This window comes from Sphingopyxis sp. TUF1 (assembly GCF_036687315.1).
Classification (GTDB): Bacteria; Pseudomonadota; Alphaproteobacteria; order Sphingomonadales; family Sphingomonadaceae; genus Sphingopyxis; species Sphingopyxis kveilinensis.
This window is the reverse complement of record NZ_CP144683.1, coordinates 3,152,644-3,169,752: the sequence shown is the minus strand read 5'-3', so window position 1 is coordinate 3,169,752 and position 17,109 is coordinate 3,152,644. Positions and strand designations below refer to the sequence as shown.

Annotated in this window: 18 protein-coding genes; 10 read left to right on the top strand and 8 right to left on the bottom strand. The window is 63.6% G+C overall.

The annotated features are described in order from the left end of the window. From nagZ to VSX77_RS14875, 4 genes are all read right to left on the bottom strand, one after another. Complete coding sequence (gene nagZ, locus VSX77_RS14890; RefSeq protein ID WP_338425390.1) at positions 1-1,008, bottom strand: beta-N-acetylhexosaminidase; 1,008 nt, start codon at positions 1,006-1,008, stop codon at positions 1-3. Positions 1,009-1,115: 107 nt separating this feature from the next. Continuing rightward, positions 1,116-1,832 carry an SPOR domain-containing protein gene (locus VSX77_RS14885; protein WP_338425389.1) on the bottom strand — a complete coding sequence of 239 codons (717 nt, stop codon included), beginning with the start codon at positions 1,830-1,832 and terminating at the stop codon, positions 1,116-1,118. After that, entirely contained in the window at positions 1,832-3,559 is a 1,728-nt protein-coding gene (argS, locus tag VSX77_RS14880) for an arginine--tRNA ligase (protein WP_338425388.1), read from the bottom strand. Before argS ends, VSX77_RS14885 begins: the two co-directional genes overlap by 1 nt. A gap of 132 nt (positions 3,560-3,691) precedes the next feature. Further along, on the bottom strand, positions 3,692-4,303 hold the full coding sequence (locus VSX77_RS14875; protein ID WP_338425387.1) for a hypothetical protein: 612 nt from the start codon (positions 4,301-4,303) through the stop codon (positions 3,692-3,694). 220 nt (positions 4,304-4,523) lie between these two features. Between VSX77_RS14875 and ispH the strand changes: the two genes are divergently transcribed. From ispH to rnhA, 3 genes are read left to right on the top strand one after another with little or no spacing between them, the layout of a single operon-like run. Beyond that, positions 4,524-5,504 carry a 4-hydroxy-3-methylbut-2-enyl diphosphate reductase gene (gene ispH / locus VSX77_RS14870; RefSeq protein WP_338425386.1) on the top strand — a complete coding sequence of 327 codons (981 nt, stop codon included), beginning with the start codon at positions 4,524-4,526 and terminating at the stop codon, positions 5,502-5,504. Further along, on the top strand, positions 5,504-6,466 hold the full coding sequence (gene thrB / locus VSX77_RS14865) for a homoserine kinase (protein WP_338425384.1): 963 nt from the start codon (positions 5,504-5,506) through the stop codon (positions 6,464-6,466). The genes ispH and thrB overlap by 1 nt, the downstream gene beginning before the upstream one ends. Next, the gene (gene rnhA, locus VSX77_RS14860) at positions 6,463-6,915 is read left to right on the top strand and encodes a ribonuclease HI (protein ID WP_338425383.1); all 453 of its coding nucleotides are present in this window, start codon (positions 6,463-6,465) and stop codon (positions 6,913-6,915) included. Before thrB ends, rnhA begins: the two co-directional genes overlap by 4 nt. A gap of 19 nt (positions 6,916-6,934) precedes the next feature. Here the strand turns inward: rnhA and VSX77_RS14855 are convergent, their stop codons facing one another. Together VSX77_RS14855 and VSX77_RS14850 are read right to left on the bottom strand one after the other, a co-directional pair. Then, on the bottom strand, positions 6,935-7,111 hold the full coding sequence (locus tag VSX77_RS14855; RefSeq protein WP_338425382.1) for a YegP family protein: 177 nt from the start codon (positions 7,109-7,111) through the stop codon (positions 6,935-6,937). Positions 7,112-7,198: 87 nt separating this feature from the next. Beyond that, positions 7,199-8,329, bottom strand: coding sequence for an NAD(P)/FAD-dependent oxidoreductase (locus tag VSX77_RS14850; RefSeq protein ID WP_338425381.1), 1,131 nt, complete (start codon positions 8,327-8,329; stop codon positions 7,199-7,201). Positions 8,330-8,422: 93 nt separating this feature from the next. Here VSX77_RS14850 and VSX77_RS14845 point away from each other — a divergent pair, with 93 nt between their 5' ends. The 7 genes from VSX77_RS14845 to VSX77_RS14815 are packed head-to-tail and all read left to right on the top strand — an operon-like array spanning position 8,423 to position 15,492. Continuing rightward, positions 8,423-8,911: an A24 family peptidase gene (locus VSX77_RS14845; protein WP_338425380.1), complete on the top strand. Its 489-nt coding sequence runs from the start codon at positions 8,423-8,425 to the stop codon at positions 8,909-8,911. 47 nt (positions 8,912-8,958) lie between these two features. Next, positions 8,959-9,996, top strand: coding sequence for a Flp pilus assembly protein CpaB (gene cpaB / locus VSX77_RS14840; protein ID WP_338425379.1), 1,038 nt, complete (start codon positions 8,959-8,961; stop codon positions 9,994-9,996). A gap of 1 nt (position 9,997) precedes the next feature. Further along, positions 9,998-11,473 (top strand): type II and III secretion system protein family protein, encoded by a 1,476-nt coding sequence (locus VSX77_RS14835; protein WP_338425378.1) that lies wholly within the window; start codon positions 9,998-10,000, stop codon positions 11,471-11,473. Between the two features lie 25 nt (positions 11,474-11,498). Beyond that, the gene (locus tag VSX77_RS14830; protein ID WP_338425377.1) at positions 11,499-12,140 is read left to right on the top strand and encodes a CpaD family pilus assembly protein; all 642 of its coding nucleotides are present in this window, start codon (positions 11,499-11,501) and stop codon (positions 12,138-12,140) included. Continuing rightward, positions 12,137-13,408: a pilus assembly protein CpaE gene (locus tag VSX77_RS14825; RefSeq protein ID WP_338425376.1), complete on the top strand. Its 1,272-nt coding sequence runs from the start codon at positions 12,137-12,139 to the stop codon at positions 13,406-13,408. The genes VSX77_RS14830 and VSX77_RS14825 overlap by 4 nt, the downstream gene beginning before the upstream one ends. 57 nt (positions 13,409-13,465) lie before the next feature. Continuing rightward, positions 13,466-14,437: a type II secretion system F family protein gene (locus VSX77_RS14820; protein WP_338425375.1), complete on the top strand. Its 972-nt coding sequence runs from the start codon at positions 13,466-13,468 to the stop codon at positions 14,435-14,437. Positions 14,438-14,448: 11 nt separating this feature from the next. Further along, positions 14,449-15,492 carry a type II secretion system F family protein gene (locus tag VSX77_RS14815; protein ID WP_338425374.1) on the top strand — a complete coding sequence of 348 codons (1,044 nt, stop codon included), beginning with the start codon at positions 14,449-14,451 and terminating at the stop codon, positions 15,490-15,492. Positions 15,493-15,551: 59 nt separating this feature from the next. Here VSX77_RS14815 and VSX77_RS14810 read toward each other — a convergent pair whose 3' ends face one another. Both VSX77_RS14810 and VSX77_RS14805 read right to left on the bottom strand, forming a co-directional pair. Further along, the gene (locus VSX77_RS14810; RefSeq protein ID WP_338425373.1) at positions 15,552-16,556 is read right to left on the bottom strand and encodes a fumarylacetoacetate hydrolase family protein; all 1,005 of its coding nucleotides are present in this window, start codon (positions 16,554-16,556) and stop codon (positions 15,552-15,554) included. 57 nt (positions 16,557-16,613) lie between these two features. Beyond that, positions 16,614-17,024 (bottom strand): hypothetical protein, encoded by a 411-nt coding sequence (locus tag VSX77_RS14805; RefSeq protein ID WP_338425372.1) that lies wholly within the window; start codon positions 17,022-17,024, stop codon positions 16,614-16,616. Positions 17,025-17,109 lie beyond the last annotated feature (85 nt).

Genomic DNA, 17,109 nt, shown 5'->3' with positions numbered 1-17,109 from the left:
TCAGGCCATCGCCAGCAGCGCGTCGCGCTGATCGACGAGTGCGGCGAATTCGCCCTTGTCGGGGGCACCGGCGATCCGGTCCATCGCGCCTTCGAGGCGCGCGCGCGACACGGTGCTGATCGGATCGAGCGCATTCGCGATCCCGATCATGTCGTCCATTCGCGCCCAGCAATTGAGTGCGATGTCGCACCCCGCCGCGATCGCATCAGCCGCGCGCGAGGGAACGTCGCCCGACAGCGCCTTCATGTCGAGGTCGTCGGTCATCAACAGCCCGTGAAAACCGATCCGCTGGCGGATCACGCTGTCGATGACGGTCGGCGACAGCGTGGCGGGGCGATCCGGATCCCACGTCGCGAAAACAACATGGCAAGTCATCGCCATCGCCGCATCACGAAGCGCAGCGAAGGGAGCCAGATCGGTCTGAAGCTCATGGTCGGAGGCCGTGACCGTCGGCAGCGCCTCGTGCGTGTCGAGCAGCGCGCGGCCGTGGCCGGGAATATGTTTGACGATTCCGACAACGCCGCCCGCCTGCAATCCGCTCAGGATCGCGCGGCCCAACGCGGCGACGCGCATCGGTTCGCTGCCGAGCGCACGGTCGCCAATGACATCGCTCGCGCCCGGCTGGCGCACGTCGAGCAGCGGCAGGCAGTCGACGGTGATCCCCACCTCGGCAAGCATTGCCGCGAGCGCCATCGCGTTGAGCCGCGCCGCCTCGATTGCGCTGGCGGGCGCACGCTCATAAAGCGCATCAAAGGCAGCACCGCTGGGAAAGGCGGGCCATTCGGGTTCCTTCATGCGTGCGACGCGGCCGCCTTCCTGGTCGATCAGGATCGGCAGGTTGCTGCGTCCGTCGAGGCTGCGCAGATCGTCGGTCAGGCGGCGTAGCTGATCGCGGTTCTCGATATTCCGTCCGAACAATATGTAGCCGGCCGGCTCGCAATCGCGAAAAAAGGCGCTCTCGTCATCGGTCAGGGTCAGGCCCGACAGGCCGAAAATTGCGGGAATCATCGTGCGTCAACCTCCATCGGCCGCCGCCCCCTCATACGGCATCGTTGACCTACACCATGCCACAGCAGGTTGATTGCACCAACGGAGTCTGCGGCCAAGCGGGCCGATCAGCGGACGACGACGCAATTTTCGCCAGCAACGCGGAGTTTTCCGCACAAATCCGACGCGTTAGCCGCGGTTCCTGCGGGCACGCGCAAACGGTAGACGGTTCCCGATCCCACCGTGGCCGGCGAAATCACCCGATTGAGTTCGGCCAGATAGGCGAAACGCTTGGACAGATTCGTCCAGGCCTTTGCTGCGGCGCTTTCACTGCTGAACGCGCCGAGCTGGATCATCGCGCCACCCGGCGCTGCCGGTTCGGGCGCAGTGGCAACCTTTGCGGGCGCCTTGGGTGCCGACTTGGACGCCGCAGCGGGCGGTTTCGCCGCAGCTTCGCGCTCGGTCGGAGTCACCGCGGGTTCTTCGGGCATCCGCGACGGATCGACCTTGCCCGCCGGCGCGGCGCCTTCGCTGGCGGAGAAGCTGGCGTCACCCTCGCCCTCGAAGGTCTTCGCCCCGTCGCTTGCGGGCGCGATCTTGTAATCGCCCTTTTCGGCAACGATAAGTTCGCCCTTGCCTCGCGCGCCGCCATTCTGAATCCACCAGAGACCGCCAAGTACTGCGCCGATCAGCAATAGTCCGCCGAGCACCATGATCAGCAAGCGCGCGGGTGACACCTCGCCATCCTCATCGAAGCCCTCGGCCGCCTCGAGCCAGGGCAGCCGATCCTCACCGTCGAGTCCGAGACCTTCGCTATCCTGCAACGCCATATTGCCCCCGGCCATCAGTTCATCTCCTCGAGCGCCTCGACTCCCATGAGTTGCAGCCCGTTGCGGATAACCTGCCCGATTCCGTCGGCCAAATAAAGGCGCGTCGCGGTCAATTCCGGGTCATTATCAAGGACAATGCGCGCCGCCGGATCGTCATTGCCCAGATTATACCATGCGTGAAAGGCCGCCGCGACGTCGGCGAGGTAAAAGGCAATCCGGTGCGGTTCGCGCGCAAAGGCCGCCGCCTCGACGATCCGGGGGAACTGTGCCAGCAACTTTACCAGCCCCAACTCTTGCGCACCCAGCCGCTCGGGCGCCGGGGCAGGCAGCACAATATCCGCGTCCGCCGCCTTCTTGCGCAACCGCGAAATCCGCGCATTGGCATATTGCAGATACCAGACGGGGTTGTCGCGCGACGCTTCGACCACCTTTGCAAAATCGAAATCCATCTGCGCGTCGGCCTTGCGCGTCAGCATGGTGAAGCGCACCGCATCCTTGCCGACTTCGTCGACGACATCGGCGAGCGTCACGAAATTGCCAGCGCGTTTCGACATCTTGAACGGCTCGCCATTTTTGAGCAGCCGCACCATTTGCACAAGCTTGACATCGAAGCGCGTCTTGCCGCCCGTCAGCGCCGCGACCGCAGCCTTGATCCGCTTGACCGTCCCCGCATGGTCCGCGCCCCAGATGTCGATCAACTCGTCTGCGTTTTGGCTTTTCTGAAAATGATAGGCGAGGTCGGCGCCGAAATAGGTCCAGCTGCCGTCCGATTTCCGGATCGGGCGATCCTGATCATCGCCGAACTGCGTCGAGCGGAACAGCGGCAGTTCGACCGGTTCCCAATCCTCGGGCGTTTCGCCTTTCGGCGCTTCGAGAAGGCCGTCATAGACGAGACCCTGTTCGCGCAGCCATTTCTCGGCCGCTGCGGGTTTGCCCGCCGCCTGAAGCTCGGCCTCGGACGAGAAAAGGTCGTGGTGAATGCCAAGCTTCGCAAGATCGGCGCGGATCATGTCCATCATCGCGCTGACGGCTTCGGCGCGGAACAGGCCCAGCCACGCGCTTTCGGGCGCATCGACGAAGCGATCGCCATGTTCCGCGGCCAGCTTCTCGCCCACAGGAATCAGATAATCGCCCGGATAAAGGCCTTCGGGAATGGCACCGACCGCTTCACCCAGCGCCTCGCGATACCGCATGTGCACCGACCGTGCGAGGACATCCACCTGTGCGCCCGCGTCGTTGACATAATATTCGCGGATGACGTCGTGCCCTGCATATTCGAGCAAGGCGGCGAGCGCATCGCCGACGACCGCGCCGCGGCAATGGCCGACGTGCATCGGCCCCGTCGGATTGGCCGAGACATACTCCACGTTGACGCGCCGCCCCTGCCCCATTTTCGAGCGGCCGTAATCGGGGCCAAGATCGTGAACGAGCGCCAGTTCGTCGCGCCAGCTGTCGTCGGCAAGACGCAGGTTGATAAAGCCCGGTCCGGCGACGCTCGCCTCGACCACTTCGTCGAGCGCGCCCAGTTCGGCGGCAAGCAGTTCGGCAAGCGCGCGCGGGTTCATGCCCGCGGGCTTCGCAAGCACCATCGCGGCGTTCGTTGCCACATCGCCATGTGCCGCATCGCGCGGCGGCTCGACACTGACCGCCGAACGATCAAGATCGGCGGGAATAGCACCGCGTGCGGCAAGCGCGTCGAGTGCGGACCCGATATGGTCGGAAAAGCGGCGAAACAGGGTCATAGGGCGGGGCCTATCTTCGATCGAAAGAACTGGAGCGCCCTATAACAGCTATACGGGCGCGAAAAGCCCCGCATCGCCGGTCGGCGGAGCGGGGCGTGACGGTGCGAACGGCGCCGCGCGCCGCCGCATTATCTATCGTCGGACATTATATTCGAGCTGTTCCTGCGTCAGCTGAAAGCCGACGAGCAGTTCGAAGCTTGCGCGCTGCACCGCTGCGCGCACTTCGGGCAGGCTGAGCGGATCGATCGCGGCATCCTGATCACCCGCCTTGCGGCGGCGCGTGATACGCTCCTGAATGTCTGCGGGCAGCGTCGCGGCGGCGCGATCGACATAGGCCGACGCCTGCGCTCGGCCGGTGCCGCGCGTCTGCCCATCGGCAAAGGTCACCGCGACATTGCCAAGGCGCTTGGCCACCACGGCGGTGCCGCCCTGCAGCACCGTTGCATAATATGGCAGCGTCACCGTGCGAGCCGGGCCGGCGTCGCGTCGCGTCGCAACGACTTCGAAATCGGCGAGCTGATAGACTTTGTCGCCCGCCTCGTTGCACTGCGGCGTCACATTGGTGATTGCGGCGACGACGTCGATGGCGCGTGCATCGCGGCTTGTTGCGGGGTCGAACAACGTGATGTCCCCGGTGTGCAGCGGCACGGCTACCGCCGGGCAGGCGGACCGCGTTGCGGTGATGCCGACCCCACCCGCCACTTCGATTTCATTGTCCTTCGCACAGCCGGCGACGCTCGCCATCGCCGCTACTCCGCACAGCAGAGCCAAATTTTTGCGGGACGGACACGAAATGAGGGTCATGATACACTGGCTTTCCATACAGGCATGTTGACGGGCGAAAGGCGATCGGTCCCGCGTCATGCGCGCCGCTTCTTATCGGTGCGATGAACGCGGCGCAACCGGACAAGATGGACGAAGCCGCTTTACCGCGAACGACTTGCTGCGCTAGAGCGCGCGCATCATGAACGCTCCCCACCCGCCGATGCCCGCTGCGGCCCGCGATGATGCCGCGCTCACGGTTCTGATCGCAGCGCCGCGCGGCTTTTGCGCGGGCGTCGATCGCGCGATCCGCATCGTCGAACTGGCGCTCGAGCGGTTCGGCGCCCCTGTCTATGTGCGGCACGAAATCGTCCACAACCGCTATGTCGTCGAATCGCTGAAGGCCAAGGGAGCAATTTTCGTCGAATCGCTCGATCAGGTTCCCGACGGCGTCCCTGTGGTTTTCAGTGCCCATGGCGTGCCGAAAGCCGTACCCGCGAAGGCCGAAATGCGGGGGCTCGACTATATTGACGCGACGTGTCCGCTGGTTTCGAAAGTCCATCGGCAGGCCGAGCGCGCCTATGAAGCCGGCCGTCACATCATCTTCATCGGCCATGCCGGACACCCCGAGGTCGTCGGCACGCTCGGACAATTGCCCGATGGCGCAATGACGCTGGTCGAATCGGTCGATGATGTCGCTGCGCTGACGCCGGCAGATGCCGACCAGCTTTCTTTCCTGACCCAGACGACCCTCTCGGTCGACGACACCCGCGACATCGTCGCCGCGCTCCAGCATCGCTTCCCCGCCATCGCCGGACCGCGCGGCGAGGATATTTGCTATGCGACATCCAACCGACAGGAAGCGGTCAAGGCCATCGCGACGCGGTGCGACCGGATGATCGTGATCGGCGCGCCGAACAGTTCGAACAGCCTACGCCTTGTAGAAGTGGCCGAGCGGCTTGGTACTCCGGCGCATCTGGTTCAGCGCGGCCATGATGTCGATCCGACCTGGCTGGATGCAATCGGCACGCTCGGCATCACCGCGGGTGCCAGCGCCCCTGAAACGCTGGTTCGCGAGGTAATCGACGCTGTCGCCTCGGTGCGGCCGATCGTCGAAGAAGTCGTCGTGACCGCCGAAGAGAATATGGTTTTCAAGCTGCCGCGCGGCCTCGAAGCCGCCTGATGGCCGTCTACACGCACGTTGAGCCCGACGACCTCGCCGCGCTGGTCGCCCGCTACGACATCGGCACGGTCGTGTCGTGCAAGGGGATCGCCGAAGGCGTCGAGAACAGCAATTTCCTGCTCGAAACAACGCACGGTCGCTTCATCCTGACGCTTTACGAAAAACGCGTCAGCGAGGGCGACCTGCCCTTTTTCGTCGATCTGCTCGACCATCTCGCAACGCACGACTGCCCTGTTCCGGCGATGATCCGCGACCGCGAAGGCGTCGCAATCCAAAAGGTATCGGGCCGCGCGGCGTGCGTTATCCAATTCCTGCCCGGCATTTCGCTAACGCACCCCACCCCAGGCCAGTGCGAAGCCGCCGGTGCGGCACTGGGTGCGATGCACCGGGCGGTCGCCGATTTCGTGGGCACGCGCGAAAACAGCATGGGGCATCGTCACTGGCGGACGATTGCCGGTGGCGCGGGCGATCTCGACGCCGTGATTCCGGGGCTTCAGGCGATCGTCGACGACGAACTTGCCCATCTCGATGCGCACTGGCCGCGCGACCTGCCGGTGCATGTTATCCACGCCGACCTGTTCCCGGACAATGTTCTGATGCTCGGCGAACGCGTCACCGGCCTGATCGACTTTTATTTCGCGGCGAGCGATTTTCGCGCCTATGATCTGGCGGTTACGCACGCCTCCTGGACTTTCTCTGCGGATGGACGCCGCTGCGATGATGCGCGCGCCGCGGCCCTGATGCGCGGCTATGCGTCCGAAATCACGCTGACCGACGATGAGAAGGCCGCGTTGCCCCTTCTGGCGCGCGGCGCAGCGCTTCGGTTTTTGTTGACGCGCGCGCATGACTGGATTCACACGCCGCCGGGCGCGCTTGTCACGCGCAAGGACCCCGCGCCGTTTCTTGCGCGGCTCCGTCGCTATCAGGCGGCCGACGCCGACGCCCTCTTCGTCGCGGCATGAGCGAAGGCCGAACCGTCATCGTCGCGACCGACGGCGCGTGCAAGGGCAATCCCGGTCCCGGCGGCTGGGGCGCGGTCCTGCGCTGGGGCGACGTCGTCAAGACGCTGTCCGGGGGCGAGGCGGACACGACAAACAACCGTATGGAGTTGATGGCGGCGATCGAGGCGCTCGCCGCGCTCAAGCGTTCGTGCAATGTCGAATTGTCGACCGACAGCGTCTATGTCCGCGACGGGATCACCAAATGGATCTTCGGCTGGCAGAAAAATGGCTGGAAGACCGCCGCGAAAAAGCCCGTTGCCAATGCCGACCTCTGGCAGCGGCTGGTGAAGGAAAACGCGCGGCACAAGGTCGAGTGGATCTGGGTGAAAGGTCACGCAGGGCACGGCGACAATGAACTCGCCGACCAGCTAGCCAGCGATGCTGCGCTGAAGATGGCGCGGGCGCGCTAAACACCCGCCGCCTTGTCCCCTATTCGGTTTCGCGGATTTCTGCGCCGGGGCCGTTCTTCTGGATCGACTCGATGGCATTCTTTGCCGACGCCTTGCTGCTATATCCCTCGGTCCAAAAGATCGTTTCGCTATTATATTTGAAATAGGCGACAAATTCGCCGGCCTTGTTCTTATTGATCTCGAAATAATGGGCCATGCCGTCCTCCACAGATCGCGCCGCACCGATGATGGCGAGCAAAGCTTATGCTAATCGGCTGCCTCCGTCATGCAAGCGAAGATGGGGTCAGCCAAATCGCGACGGCGCGAACGGCGAGGGATCGACTCGCCCGATCGCACCATCGGGTTCAGGCGCCCCCAGTTGCACTGCAAGCAACGCGGCGATCGCCGGGGCCGTCTGGATGCCAACGCCTCCCTGGCCCGCGCACCATATGAAGCGATTGTCGTGCCGGTCGGGTCCGAACACAGGAAGCCGGTCGGGCGCAAAGCTTCGCAGGCCAGCCCATTTGCGCTCGACCGCGGCGACCGGCCAATCGACGACCGATTGCAATCGATCGATTGCCAGCGCGATATCGATGTCTTCGGGAACCACGTCGTGCGGATTCACCGGGGTCTCGTCGTGCGGCGTGAGCCAAACTCGCCCGACGCTCTCGCCCTTGAAATAGAAGGTACCGCCGATGTCGATCACGAGCGGTAGTTCGGCCGGCACAGGCACGTCCAGCCGCAGTTGCAGCATCGTGCGGCGATAGGGTTGAATACCCACCGCCGCGATGCCGCAAAGCGCGGCGACCTGATCGGCCCAAGCGCCTGCAGCGTTAACGAGCAGCCCGGCATGGATGACGCCCTTGCCTGTCTCAACCTCCCACCCGTCTGCAACGCGGCGCGCGCCGTGAAGCGGCGCACGCGTGATCAGCGCCGCGCCCGCGCGTTTTGCTTCGCGCAGATAAGCGGCGTGGAGCCTGCCCACGTCGATGTCACGGCACGCAGGCTCATAGGCCGCTTCGCTCCATTCGGGCCGAAGTCCGGGTATATGTCGGGCCAGTGCCGCGCCTGAGATGCGCTCGACCGCCACGCCTTTCGCGGCAAACTCGGCCGCAAAGGCATCTATTGCTGCGACGTCCCCTGCCCTGCCCAGCGTCAATGCACGCCGCACCGTCAGAAACCCTGGATCGGAAAAGGCGGGCGGCGGCCGATCGAGCATATCGAAAGATGCGCGCGTCAGCGGCTGCACTTGCGCGCCGCCATAGCTTTCGTGCCAGAAAGCGGCGGAGCGTCCGGTGGCGTGGTAGCCCGGCGCATCCTCCGCCTCCACCAGCGTCACACGCCGCCACGGTGCCAGCGCCGCCGCCAAGCTGGCACCGGCAATGCCCGCGCCCACGATCAAGACATCGGTTGCAAAAGGGGCGGTGTCGGTCATGCGGGCCGCATATCGGCTGCCTTGCGGAATGCAAGCGGTCGCCGCGCGATCATGGTTACTCTTTGGTAAGCCATGAAGCGTAGGAGCGGGTCGATGGAAAACGGCACGATCGCGCTTGGCCTGATGGCTCTCCTCGGATTGATGATGGTTGCCGCGGCGATCAGCGACATCCGCTCGCGCACCATTTCCAACGAACTCAACGCCGCCATCGCTGTGCTGGCCATACCCTTCTGGATCGTTTCGGGCTTGGCGCTCTGGCCCGACATACCGATCCAGTTCGGCGCCGCCCTGCTGGTCTTTCTGATCTTCGCCGGTCTGTTCGCCATCGGCGCGATGGGCGGCGGCGACGTCAAAATGATCGGCGGTGTGATGCTGTGGATCCCGCTTCCGCTGTTCCTGCCGATGCTCATGATCATGGCCATCGGCGGCGGAATCCTGTCAGCATTCATGCTTATCTATATGAAATTGCGCGCTTCCGACAAAGCAGCCGACGTGCCCTATGGGGTCGCCATCGCCGCCGCGGGACTTTGGGCGCTTCACCAACACTATCTTAACCAGTTTCAGGCTATCGGTTCAACCTGAGGGCAAGCGCTGCCGTTTCCGGTGGGTGCAGGAGGCGAAAAATCGTCATGGATACGCGAAAGATTATGCTGATCGTCGGCGCGCTGGTGATTGCCATCAGCGCAGCATTCGGGGTCAACTACATGATGCGCGGAGCGGGAGCTCCCTCGGCGCGTGCAGCAGCGGCGGCGGATATCACCGGCCCGATGATCCTCGTTGCGACGCGGCAGCTGCCCGTCGGCACGATCATCGGCCCCGACAGCTTCCGGTTCCAGCCGTGGCCGAAGGAACTGGTCGAAAACGCCTATTTCGTCAAGGAAAAGACCGACGTGAACACGTTGGTCGGCACCGTCGTGCGCCATCCGATCACGGCAGGACAGCCGCTCACGCAGGGCGCGCTGGTTCATCCGGACGATCGCGGCTTCCTCGCTGCGGCGCTGGGCCCGGGAATGCGCGCGGTCACGGTCAAGGTGTCGCAGGAACAGGGCGTCGCGGGTTTCGTTTTTCCGGGCGACCGCGTCGATGTGATGCTCACGCAGACGATCGATGTCGAAGAAGGCAGCGCCTATCCCGACAAGCAGATATTTACCGCCGAGACGATCGTTCGCAATATTCGTGTTCTGGCCACCGACCAGCGCTATGACGCCGAGGACGAAACGGGCAAGACCCCGGTTCGCACCTTTGGTTCGGTGACGCTGGAAGCGACGCCGGAGATCGCCGAGAAGATTGCCGTCGCGCAGGGCATGGGGCGCATTTCGCTTGCGCTGCGCCCGCTGGCCGAAAGCGCCGGCGAACTCGATGCTGCAATCGCATCGGGCGAAGTCGAAGTGCCGGCATCGGTCGGCACAGCCGCCGAAAGAAAGATGCTGGCACAGGCCGCCGCGCGGCCGGTCGCCAACCGCTCGTCAGCGACGACCGGCGGCGACGTGTCGCGCTTCTGGATCCCGGTGCGCGGTCGCGTAACTGCGCCGCGGCCGCAGCCGGCTGAAAACAGCGGCAATTATGCGCCGGTTACGAGCGGTCGTGCCGCGTCGGTTCCGACCGGCCCGGTCGTGCGCGTGACCCGCGGGGACAAGATGACCGAAGTTCCGGTGGGGGGTAAGTAAGATGAACAGCAAAGCCAATTTCAAGGCGGCGGCTCTGGCTCGCACCTTGGCCATCGGCCTGGTAGCTAGCACATTGATGGCGGCGCCTTCGCAGCCGGTCAAGGCGCAGGCGGTGCAGAACGCCAGCAGCAGCATTGATTTGTCGGTCGGTCGCGGCCGCCTGGTCAGCCTGCCCGCACCGATGAGCGATGTTTTCGTCGCCGACGACAAGGTTGCCGACGTGCAGGTCCGTTCGAGCCGTCAGCTCTATGTCTTTGCCAAAGCGCCTGGCGAAACAAGCATCTATGCGACCGATGCCAGCGGACGGGTGGTCTTTTCGACCGTCGCGCGCGTTGGGAACAATATCGAAACGATCGACCAGATGCTGTCGCTGGCCATGCCGGAGGCAAGTATCGCGGCGAACACGATGAACGGCTTCGTGCTGCTGACGGGCACCGTCCAGTCGCCCGACGACGCGGCCGAGGCCGAACGGCTGGTACAGGCTTTTGTCGGCGATCAAACCAAGGTGCTGTCGCGCCTGCGCACTGCGACACCGCTGCAGGTCAATCTTCAGGTCCGCATTGCCGAGGTGAATCGCTCGCTCGTCAAGGAAATTAGCGGCAACCTATTGACCCGCGACACCGATGGACCGCTCGGCAACGGCTTCCTCGGCGGTGTTTTTGGCGGCCGTCAAGCCGGCACGATCACAACCGACGCCAACGGAAACACGACCTACACGATCACGACGCCGTCCGGCACCCGCAGTCTTGCGGGCGCGGGGCGCCTGTTCGGACTCGATCTGATCGCGTCGCTCGACATCGGCGAGCGATCGGGGCTCGTCGCAACGCTGGCACAGCCCAACCTGACGGCGATTTCCGGCGAAACGGCCGACTTCCTCGCGGGCGGCGAATTCCCGGTCCCGATCCCCGGCAACTTTGCCGGAACAACGATCGAATATCGCAAATATGGCGTCAGCCTGGCCTATACGCCGACGGTGCTATCGAACGGCCGCATCAGCCTGCGCGTCCGTCCCGAAGTATCAGAGCTGTCGACCGAAGGCGCGATCGAACTCGATAACTTCCAGGTTCCCGCCCTCACCATCCGCCGCGCCGAAACGACGGTCGAACTTGGATCGGGCGAAAGCTTCATGATCGCGGGTCTGCTCAACAACCGATCGATCGGCGCGATCGACAAGATGCCCGGCCTCGGTGACGTTCCGTTGCTTGGTATGCTGTTCAAATCGGACAGCTTCCGCCGCGGCGAGACCGAACTCGTCATCGTGGTGACGCCCTATCTGGTCCAGCCAGTGTCGGCAAACGACATCAAGCTGCCGACCGACGCCTTCCGCGACTCCAGCGATCTGCAGCGCCTGCTGCTCAACCAGACCAGCAACGGGGTGACCGGCGGTGATCGCCCCAAGCCGCGGCTCGACACCAATGTTGGTGACGCCGACCGCCCGCGCGGCGCCGAAGCATCGCCTGGTTTCAGCATCAAGTGACGCGCCCGATTTCAGGAGCAAAGTGATGAAAAATATCGCAACTTGGACGATTCTGGCGCTTACGACGACGCTCGCTGGCTGTGCGGGCAGCGCCTATAGCAACGCCAGCCTGGAATCGGTGCATCAGCCAGTCGTGCGCAACGCCGTCTACCAGTTCGACGTCGCCGCGACCGGCGGTGAACTGCCCCCCAGCGAGCAGGGCCGCCTGCAAGGCTGGCTGGACGCAATGGGCGTCAGCTACGGCGACCGCGTGGCGGTTGAAGACCCGTCGCTCTATGGCGCGTCGTCGGCACAAGCGACCGTTCGCGCAATGGTCGAGCGCCGCGGGCTACTGTTGAGCCGCGATGTCCCGGTCACCACCGGCACAGTGCCGGAGGGTCATTTGCGCGTCGTCGTGACAAGGGCGTCGGCCTCGGTTCCGGGTTGCCCTAACTGGGACAGCAAATCGTCGCTGAACCCGGTGAACGCCACGTCGTCCAACTATGGCTGCGCAATCAACAGCAACCTCGCGACGATGGTCGCCGATCCCAACGATCTGATCAAGGGCACGCGTGACACCGGACACGACCCGGTCGCCGCAACGCGCGCGATCCAGACCTATCGGACGAAACCTCAGACCGGTGCCGAAGCGCTGACCAAGGCACCCACCAGCGGAGGCGGCCAGTGAACGCTCCTTTCAAATCAGCAGCTTTGCGCGACCCATTTAACGCTTTCGTATGCGACGACGAGACGCTGGAGCTGATCCGCCTTGCAGCCACCGACATGGGTTGGCCGATGGAAAAGTGCAACAAGGGCGGGCTTCGCAACGCCGTGCAATCGCTGTCGGTGTCGGCGAGCCCGAACATTCTGTTCGTCGATATGTCCGAATCGGGGGATCCGATTAACGACATCAACGCACTGGCCGAAGTGTGCGAACCCGGCACCGTCGTAATCGCAGCGGGGCAGGTCAACGATGTTCGCCTGTATCGCGACCTGCTGTCGAGCGGCATTCAAGACTATCTTCTGAAACCACTGTCGCTCGATCAGGTTCGCGAATCGCTGACCATGGCGCAGGCGATGCTGTCGGCGCCGAAACATGTCGACATGCACGATGACCGGCCGCACCACATGATGGCGGTGGTCGGCGTGCGCGGCGGTGTCGGCGCTTCGATGGTGTCGACCTCGCTCGCCTGGGCAATCAGTGAACAGGCCGATCGCCAAACGGCGCTGCTCGATCTCGATGTCCACTTCGGCACCGGCGCGCTGACGCTGGATCTCGAGCCCGGCCGCGGGCTGATCGACGCGATCGACAATCCCAGCCGTATCGATGGTCTCTTCATCGAACGCGCGATGGTGCGCGCGTCGGACAAGCTCAGCCTGTTGTCGGCCGAAGCGCCGATCCACCAGCCGATGATGACCGACGGCTCGGCCTTTTTCCAGCTGGAGGAAGAGCTGCGCAACGCGTTCGAAATGACGATCGTCGATATTCCGCGTCAGGTCCTGATCCCCTTCCCGCATCTTGTGTCGGAAGCCGGAACCATATTGCTGGTTACCGATGTAACGCTGGCGGCCGCGCGCGATACAATCCGTCTTCTGTCCTGGTTCAAACAGAATGTTCCGGGTGCGCGCGTGCTTCTGGTCGCCAACAAGTTCCAGAATGCGATAGGCGAGCTGTCGCGCAAGGAGTTCGAGTCCTCGATCGAGCGTCCAATCGACATCGTCATCCCTTTCGATCCCAAGCTAGTCGCCCAGTCGGCGAAGCTCGGCAAATCTTATGCCGAGACGTGCAAGGGCACCAAAGCCGCGTTGGTCTGGAACAATCTGATGCGGATGATCCTCGACGGTGCCGACGTCGAAGCCGAAGAAATGGCCGCGGTCGCCTCAAAGGGCAAGGCGCGCGGATCGCTGCTCGGCAAGCTCGGATTCAACAAGAAGGGTGCGAAACAGGCGGCGTGACGGCGCACGCGATGCGCCGACGCAATATCCAGCATTAGAAGCGGACACCAGCTGACCATGAACCTGCAAGTCATCCTTATCGTTGCCGGGGCCTTCCTGGCCTTTGCAGTCCTCGTGGTCCTGCTGGGCGGCCCGTCTGCCGGCAAGGCAAAGTCGCGTCGGCTGGCGATGATGAAGGATCGCCATGCAGCATCGACCGAAGCCGTTGTCGCGGCTCAAATGCGCAAGACGATCCAGTCGGCAGGGAATCGAGGCGATTCGTCGCTCACCAACTTGCTCCCGCGCCGCGAAGAACTGGAAAAGCGCATCCGCAGGACGGGCAAGAACTGGACGCTTACCCAATTTATGTTCGCATCGATGGGGCTTTTTGTCGTTGCGACCGGCGCCATGCTGATCGTCCGCGCGCCCTTGCCGATGGCCGCGCTGTTCGGACTTCTGCTGAGCCTCGGTATTCCCAATCTAGTCGTCAGCATGACGATCAATAAGCGTGTGGCCAAGTTCAACACGCGCTTTCCCGACGCAATCGACCTGCTCGTGCGCGGACTTCGGTCGGGCCTGCCCGTGACCGAGACGTTTCAGGTTGTCAGCCAGGAAATTCCAGGGCCGGTGGGTGAAGAGTTCAAGGGAGTCGTCGAGCGCATCCGCATCGGCAACACGATGGAAGCTGCGCTGCAGGAAACGGCCGACATGCTCGGCACGCCCGAATTCCAGTTTTTCTGCATTACGATCCAGATTCAGCGCGAGACGGGCGGCAATCTGGCCGAAACGCTAGCGAACCTGTCAGACGTGCTGCGCAAGCGCGCGCAAATGAAGCTCAAGATCCGCGCCATGTCGTCGGAAGCGAAGGCTTCGGCCTATATCGTTGGCGCCCTGCCCTTTTTCGTGTTCGGCGTCGTGTGGATGATGAACCCAAACTATCTGGCAGGCTTCTTCTCGGAAGAGCGCCTCATCATTGCCGGTATCGGCGGGCTGGTCTGGATGAGCATCGGCGCCGGAATCATGGCAAAGATGGTCCGTTTCGAGATTTAAGGGCCCTAACGATGACCAGCAGCCTTCTTGTGACCGCAGCTTTCTCCGGTGCTCAGCGCGGGCCGACGATTCTCGGCATCGACGTCGTATGGGCCGGCACCTTGCTCGCCGCAGTCGGCGTTTTTGCGGTGCTCGTCGCCATCTACAATGTGCTGACCGTCCGCAATCCGATGACGAAGCGCGTCAAGGCGCTCAATGAGCGTCGCGAACAGCTGAAAGCTGGCATCACCGCTTCGACCGCCAAACGTCGCGCCCGGCTGGTCCGCAAGAATCAGACCGCCGACAAGATGCGCACCTTTCTGGGCCGGTTGCAGGTTCTGCAGGACAGTCAGATCAAGGAAGTCCAGCAAAAGCTCGCGCAAGCGGGAATAAGGTCGAAGGACCTGGCCGTCGCGGTCATTTTCGGGCGGATGGTTCTGCCCATCGTTTTCGGCGGAATCGCAGCCTTCTTGATCTACGGCGTCGATATGTGGCCCGATCTCACGCCGTTCAAGCGGTCGGGATTCACTATGGCCGCGCTCATCCTGGGGTATAAGGCGCCCGATCTTTTCGTCGATAACAAGCGCCAGAAGCGTACCGATGCGATCCGCAAGGGACTTCCCGACGCGCTCGACCTGCTCGTGATCTGCGCCGAGGCGGGCCTGACCGTCGACTCCGCCTTCTCGCGCGTGTCGAAAGAACTCGGCCGCGCCTACCCCGAACTCGGCGAAGAATTTGCGCTGACGTCGATCGAGCTGGGCTTCCTGACCGAGCGGCGCCAAGCGTTCGAAAATCTCGCCTATCGCGTCAATCTGGAATCGGTGAAGGGTGTCGTCACGACGATGATCCAGACCGAAAAATACGGCACCCCGCTCGCCAGCGCGCTGCGCGTCCTGTCGGCCGAATTCCGCAACGAACGCATGATGCGCGCCGAGGAAAAGGCGGCGCGGCTTCCAGCCATCATGACCGTGCCGCTGATCATGTTCATCCTGCCGGTGCTGTTCATCGTCATTCTCGGCCCGGCCGCCTGTTCGCTCGCCGACGCCATGTCGGGCGGCAGCTTAGGGGGCCGCTGAACGGCCAAAACGACTAACGCAGGGAAGGAGGGCGGAAGCGATTCCGCCCTCCTTCGCGTTTATCCGCCGACGGTCTGCTCGATCGCGCCAAAAATGCTGTGGTGGCGCTCGTCATCCATCCAGATACGCACCGTATCGCCCATTTTCATAAAGGGCGTCTTCGCCTCGCCATGTCGGATGGTTTCAACCGTCCGCACCTCGGCAAGACAGCTGTAACCGAGTCCGCCTTCGCTGACCGGCTTGCCGGGGCCGCCGTCGGGATCGCGGTTCGATACGGTGCCAGAGCCGATGATGGTCCCTGCGCCCAAGTTCCGCGTCTTCGCGGCATGGGCAATCAGCTGCCCGAAATCGAAAGTCATATCGACGCCCGCATCCGCACGTCCGAGCGGCTGGCCGTTCAGATCGACGCACAGCGTTCCGTACAGTTTTCCGTCCTTCCAGCGATCACCCAGTGTTTCGGGAGTCACGAACACTGGCGACATCGCGCTCGACGGCTTCGACTGGAAAAAGCCGAATCCCTTGGCAAGTTCGGCGGGGATAAGGCCGCGCAGCGAGACGTCGTTGGTCAGGCCGACGAGCAAGATCATCTCGCGCGCTGCGGCGGCATCGATCCCCGCCGGAACGTCGCCCGTAACCACGACCACCTCGGCTTCCATGTCGCAGCCCCACGCGGGATCGCCGAGCGGAATCGGATCGCGCGGGGCCAGGAAAGCGTCACTGCCGCCCTGATACATCAGCGGATCGTGCCAAAAAGTTTCGGGCATTTCGGCCCCGCGCGCCTGCCGCACCAGCGCTACATGGTTCACATAGGCGCTGCCGTCGGCCCATTGATACGCGCGCGGCAGGGGCGAAGCGGCATCGCGTTCGTGGAATCGTTCCTTCGGGATCGCATCATGATTTAGGTCTTCGGCCAGCACGGCGAGGCGCGGCGCGGCATAGGCCCAATTGTCGAGCGCGGCCTGCATCGTCGGCGCGATCGCCGCGGCGTCGGCATACCAAGCCAAATCGTCCGAAACGACGACAAGACGGCCGTCGCGGCCCTGCTTAAGCGAAGCTAGTTTCACGAATTTTCCTTTGCATGACGACGCGGCCGAACCGCCATCGCGTCAAAGGAGCCAAGTTCAGCGCGACGTCGTGATCGATGCGAAACAGGTAAAGCCGCTCTGCCCCGCCTGCAAGCGCCGGATATATTGAAGATAGGCTTGCGACTGGTCATAAGACGTGCCGGGCAAGGTCCGACCGCGGAAAGCGCGCTTGACCTCCTCGCCCGTGAATGGCCGCGGCGCCCCCGGAAAGGCGCCCTTCGTCCCCGGCGGCACGAGCTTGCCCGCGGCATCGATATACTGACCGGCAGCGGTGGGACCCGGCACGGGAATCTGGCAATTCATCACCGATACCGCGGTCTGCGCAAAGGCGGGACGGATCGTCAGCGCCGCCGAAACACCCGCGGCGCCGAGCGCAAGCATCCGGCGGCGCGATGGCACGCCTTCGCTATCGTCGGTCCGAACCCCGGGATCGTCGCTATTTTCCATGGCCGGCGCATAACGCAATGATGCGCCAAGGAAAAGCAAAACACCTCGGCAGGCGGACACCCTTCCCGCTTTGGCACAAGCCGTC

Bases quoted from the DNA above. Each gene is read 5' to 3' on its own strand.
- ispH (WP_338425386.1), top strand. From the start codon at position 4,524: ATGAACGCTCCCCACCCGCCGATGCCCGCTGCGGCCCGCGATGATGCC.
- VSX77_RS14845 (WP_338425380.1), top strand. From the start codon at position 8,423: ATGGAAAACGGCACGATCGCGCTTGGCCTGATGGCTCTCCTCGGATTG.
- VSX77_RS14815 (WP_338425374.1), top strand. From the start codon at position 14,449: ATGACCAGCAGCCTTCTTGTGACCGCAGCTTTCTCCGGTGCTCAGCGC.
- VSX77_RS14885 (WP_338425389.1), bottom strand. From the start codon at position 1,832: ATGGCCGGGGGCAATATGGCGTTGCAGGATAGCGAAGGTCTCGGACTC.
- VSX77_RS14875 (WP_338425387.1), bottom strand. From the start codon at position 4,303: ATGGCGAGCGTCGCCGGCTGTGCGAAGGACAATGAAATCGAAGTGGCG.
- cpaB (WP_338425379.1), top strand. From the start codon at position 8,959: ATGGATACGCGAAAGATTATGCTGATCGTCGGCGCGCTGGTGATTGCC.
- thrB (WP_338425384.1), top strand. From the start codon at position 5,504: ATGGCCGTCTACACGCACGTTGAGCCCGACGACCTCGCCGCGCTGGTC.
- argS (WP_338425388.1), bottom strand. From the start codon at position 3,559: ATGACCCTGTTTCGCCGCTTTTCCGACCATATCGGGTCCGCACTCGAC.
- VSX77_RS14835 (WP_338425378.1), top strand. From the start codon at position 9,998: ATGAACAGCAAAGCCAATTTCAAGGCGGCGGCTCTGGCTCGCACCTTG.
- VSX77_RS14855 (WP_338425382.1), bottom strand. From the start codon at position 7,111: ATGGCCCATTATTTCGAGATCAATAAGAACAAGGCCGGCGAATTTGTC.
- VSX77_RS14850 (WP_338425381.1), bottom strand. From the start codon at position 8,329: ATGACCGACACCGCCCCTTTTGCAACCGATGTCTTGATCGTGGGCGCG.
- nagZ (WP_338425390.1), bottom strand. From the start codon at position 1,008: ATGATTCCCGCAATTTTCGGCCTGTCGGGCCTGACCCTGACCGATGAC.
- VSX77_RS14830 (WP_338425377.1), top strand. From the start codon at position 11,499: ATGAAAAATATCGCAACTTGGACGATTCTGGCGCTTACGACGACGCTC.
- rnhA (WP_338425383.1), top strand. From the start codon at position 6,463: ATGAGCGAAGGCCGAACCGTCATCGTCGCGACCGACGGCGCGTGCAAG.
- VSX77_RS14805 (WP_338425372.1), bottom strand. From the start codon at position 17,024: ATGGAAAATAGCGACGATCCCGGGGTTCGGACCGACGATAGCGAAGGC.
- VSX77_RS14820 (WP_338425375.1), top strand. From the start codon at position 13,466: ATGAACCTGCAAGTCATCCTTATCGTTGCCGGGGCCTTCCTGGCCTTT.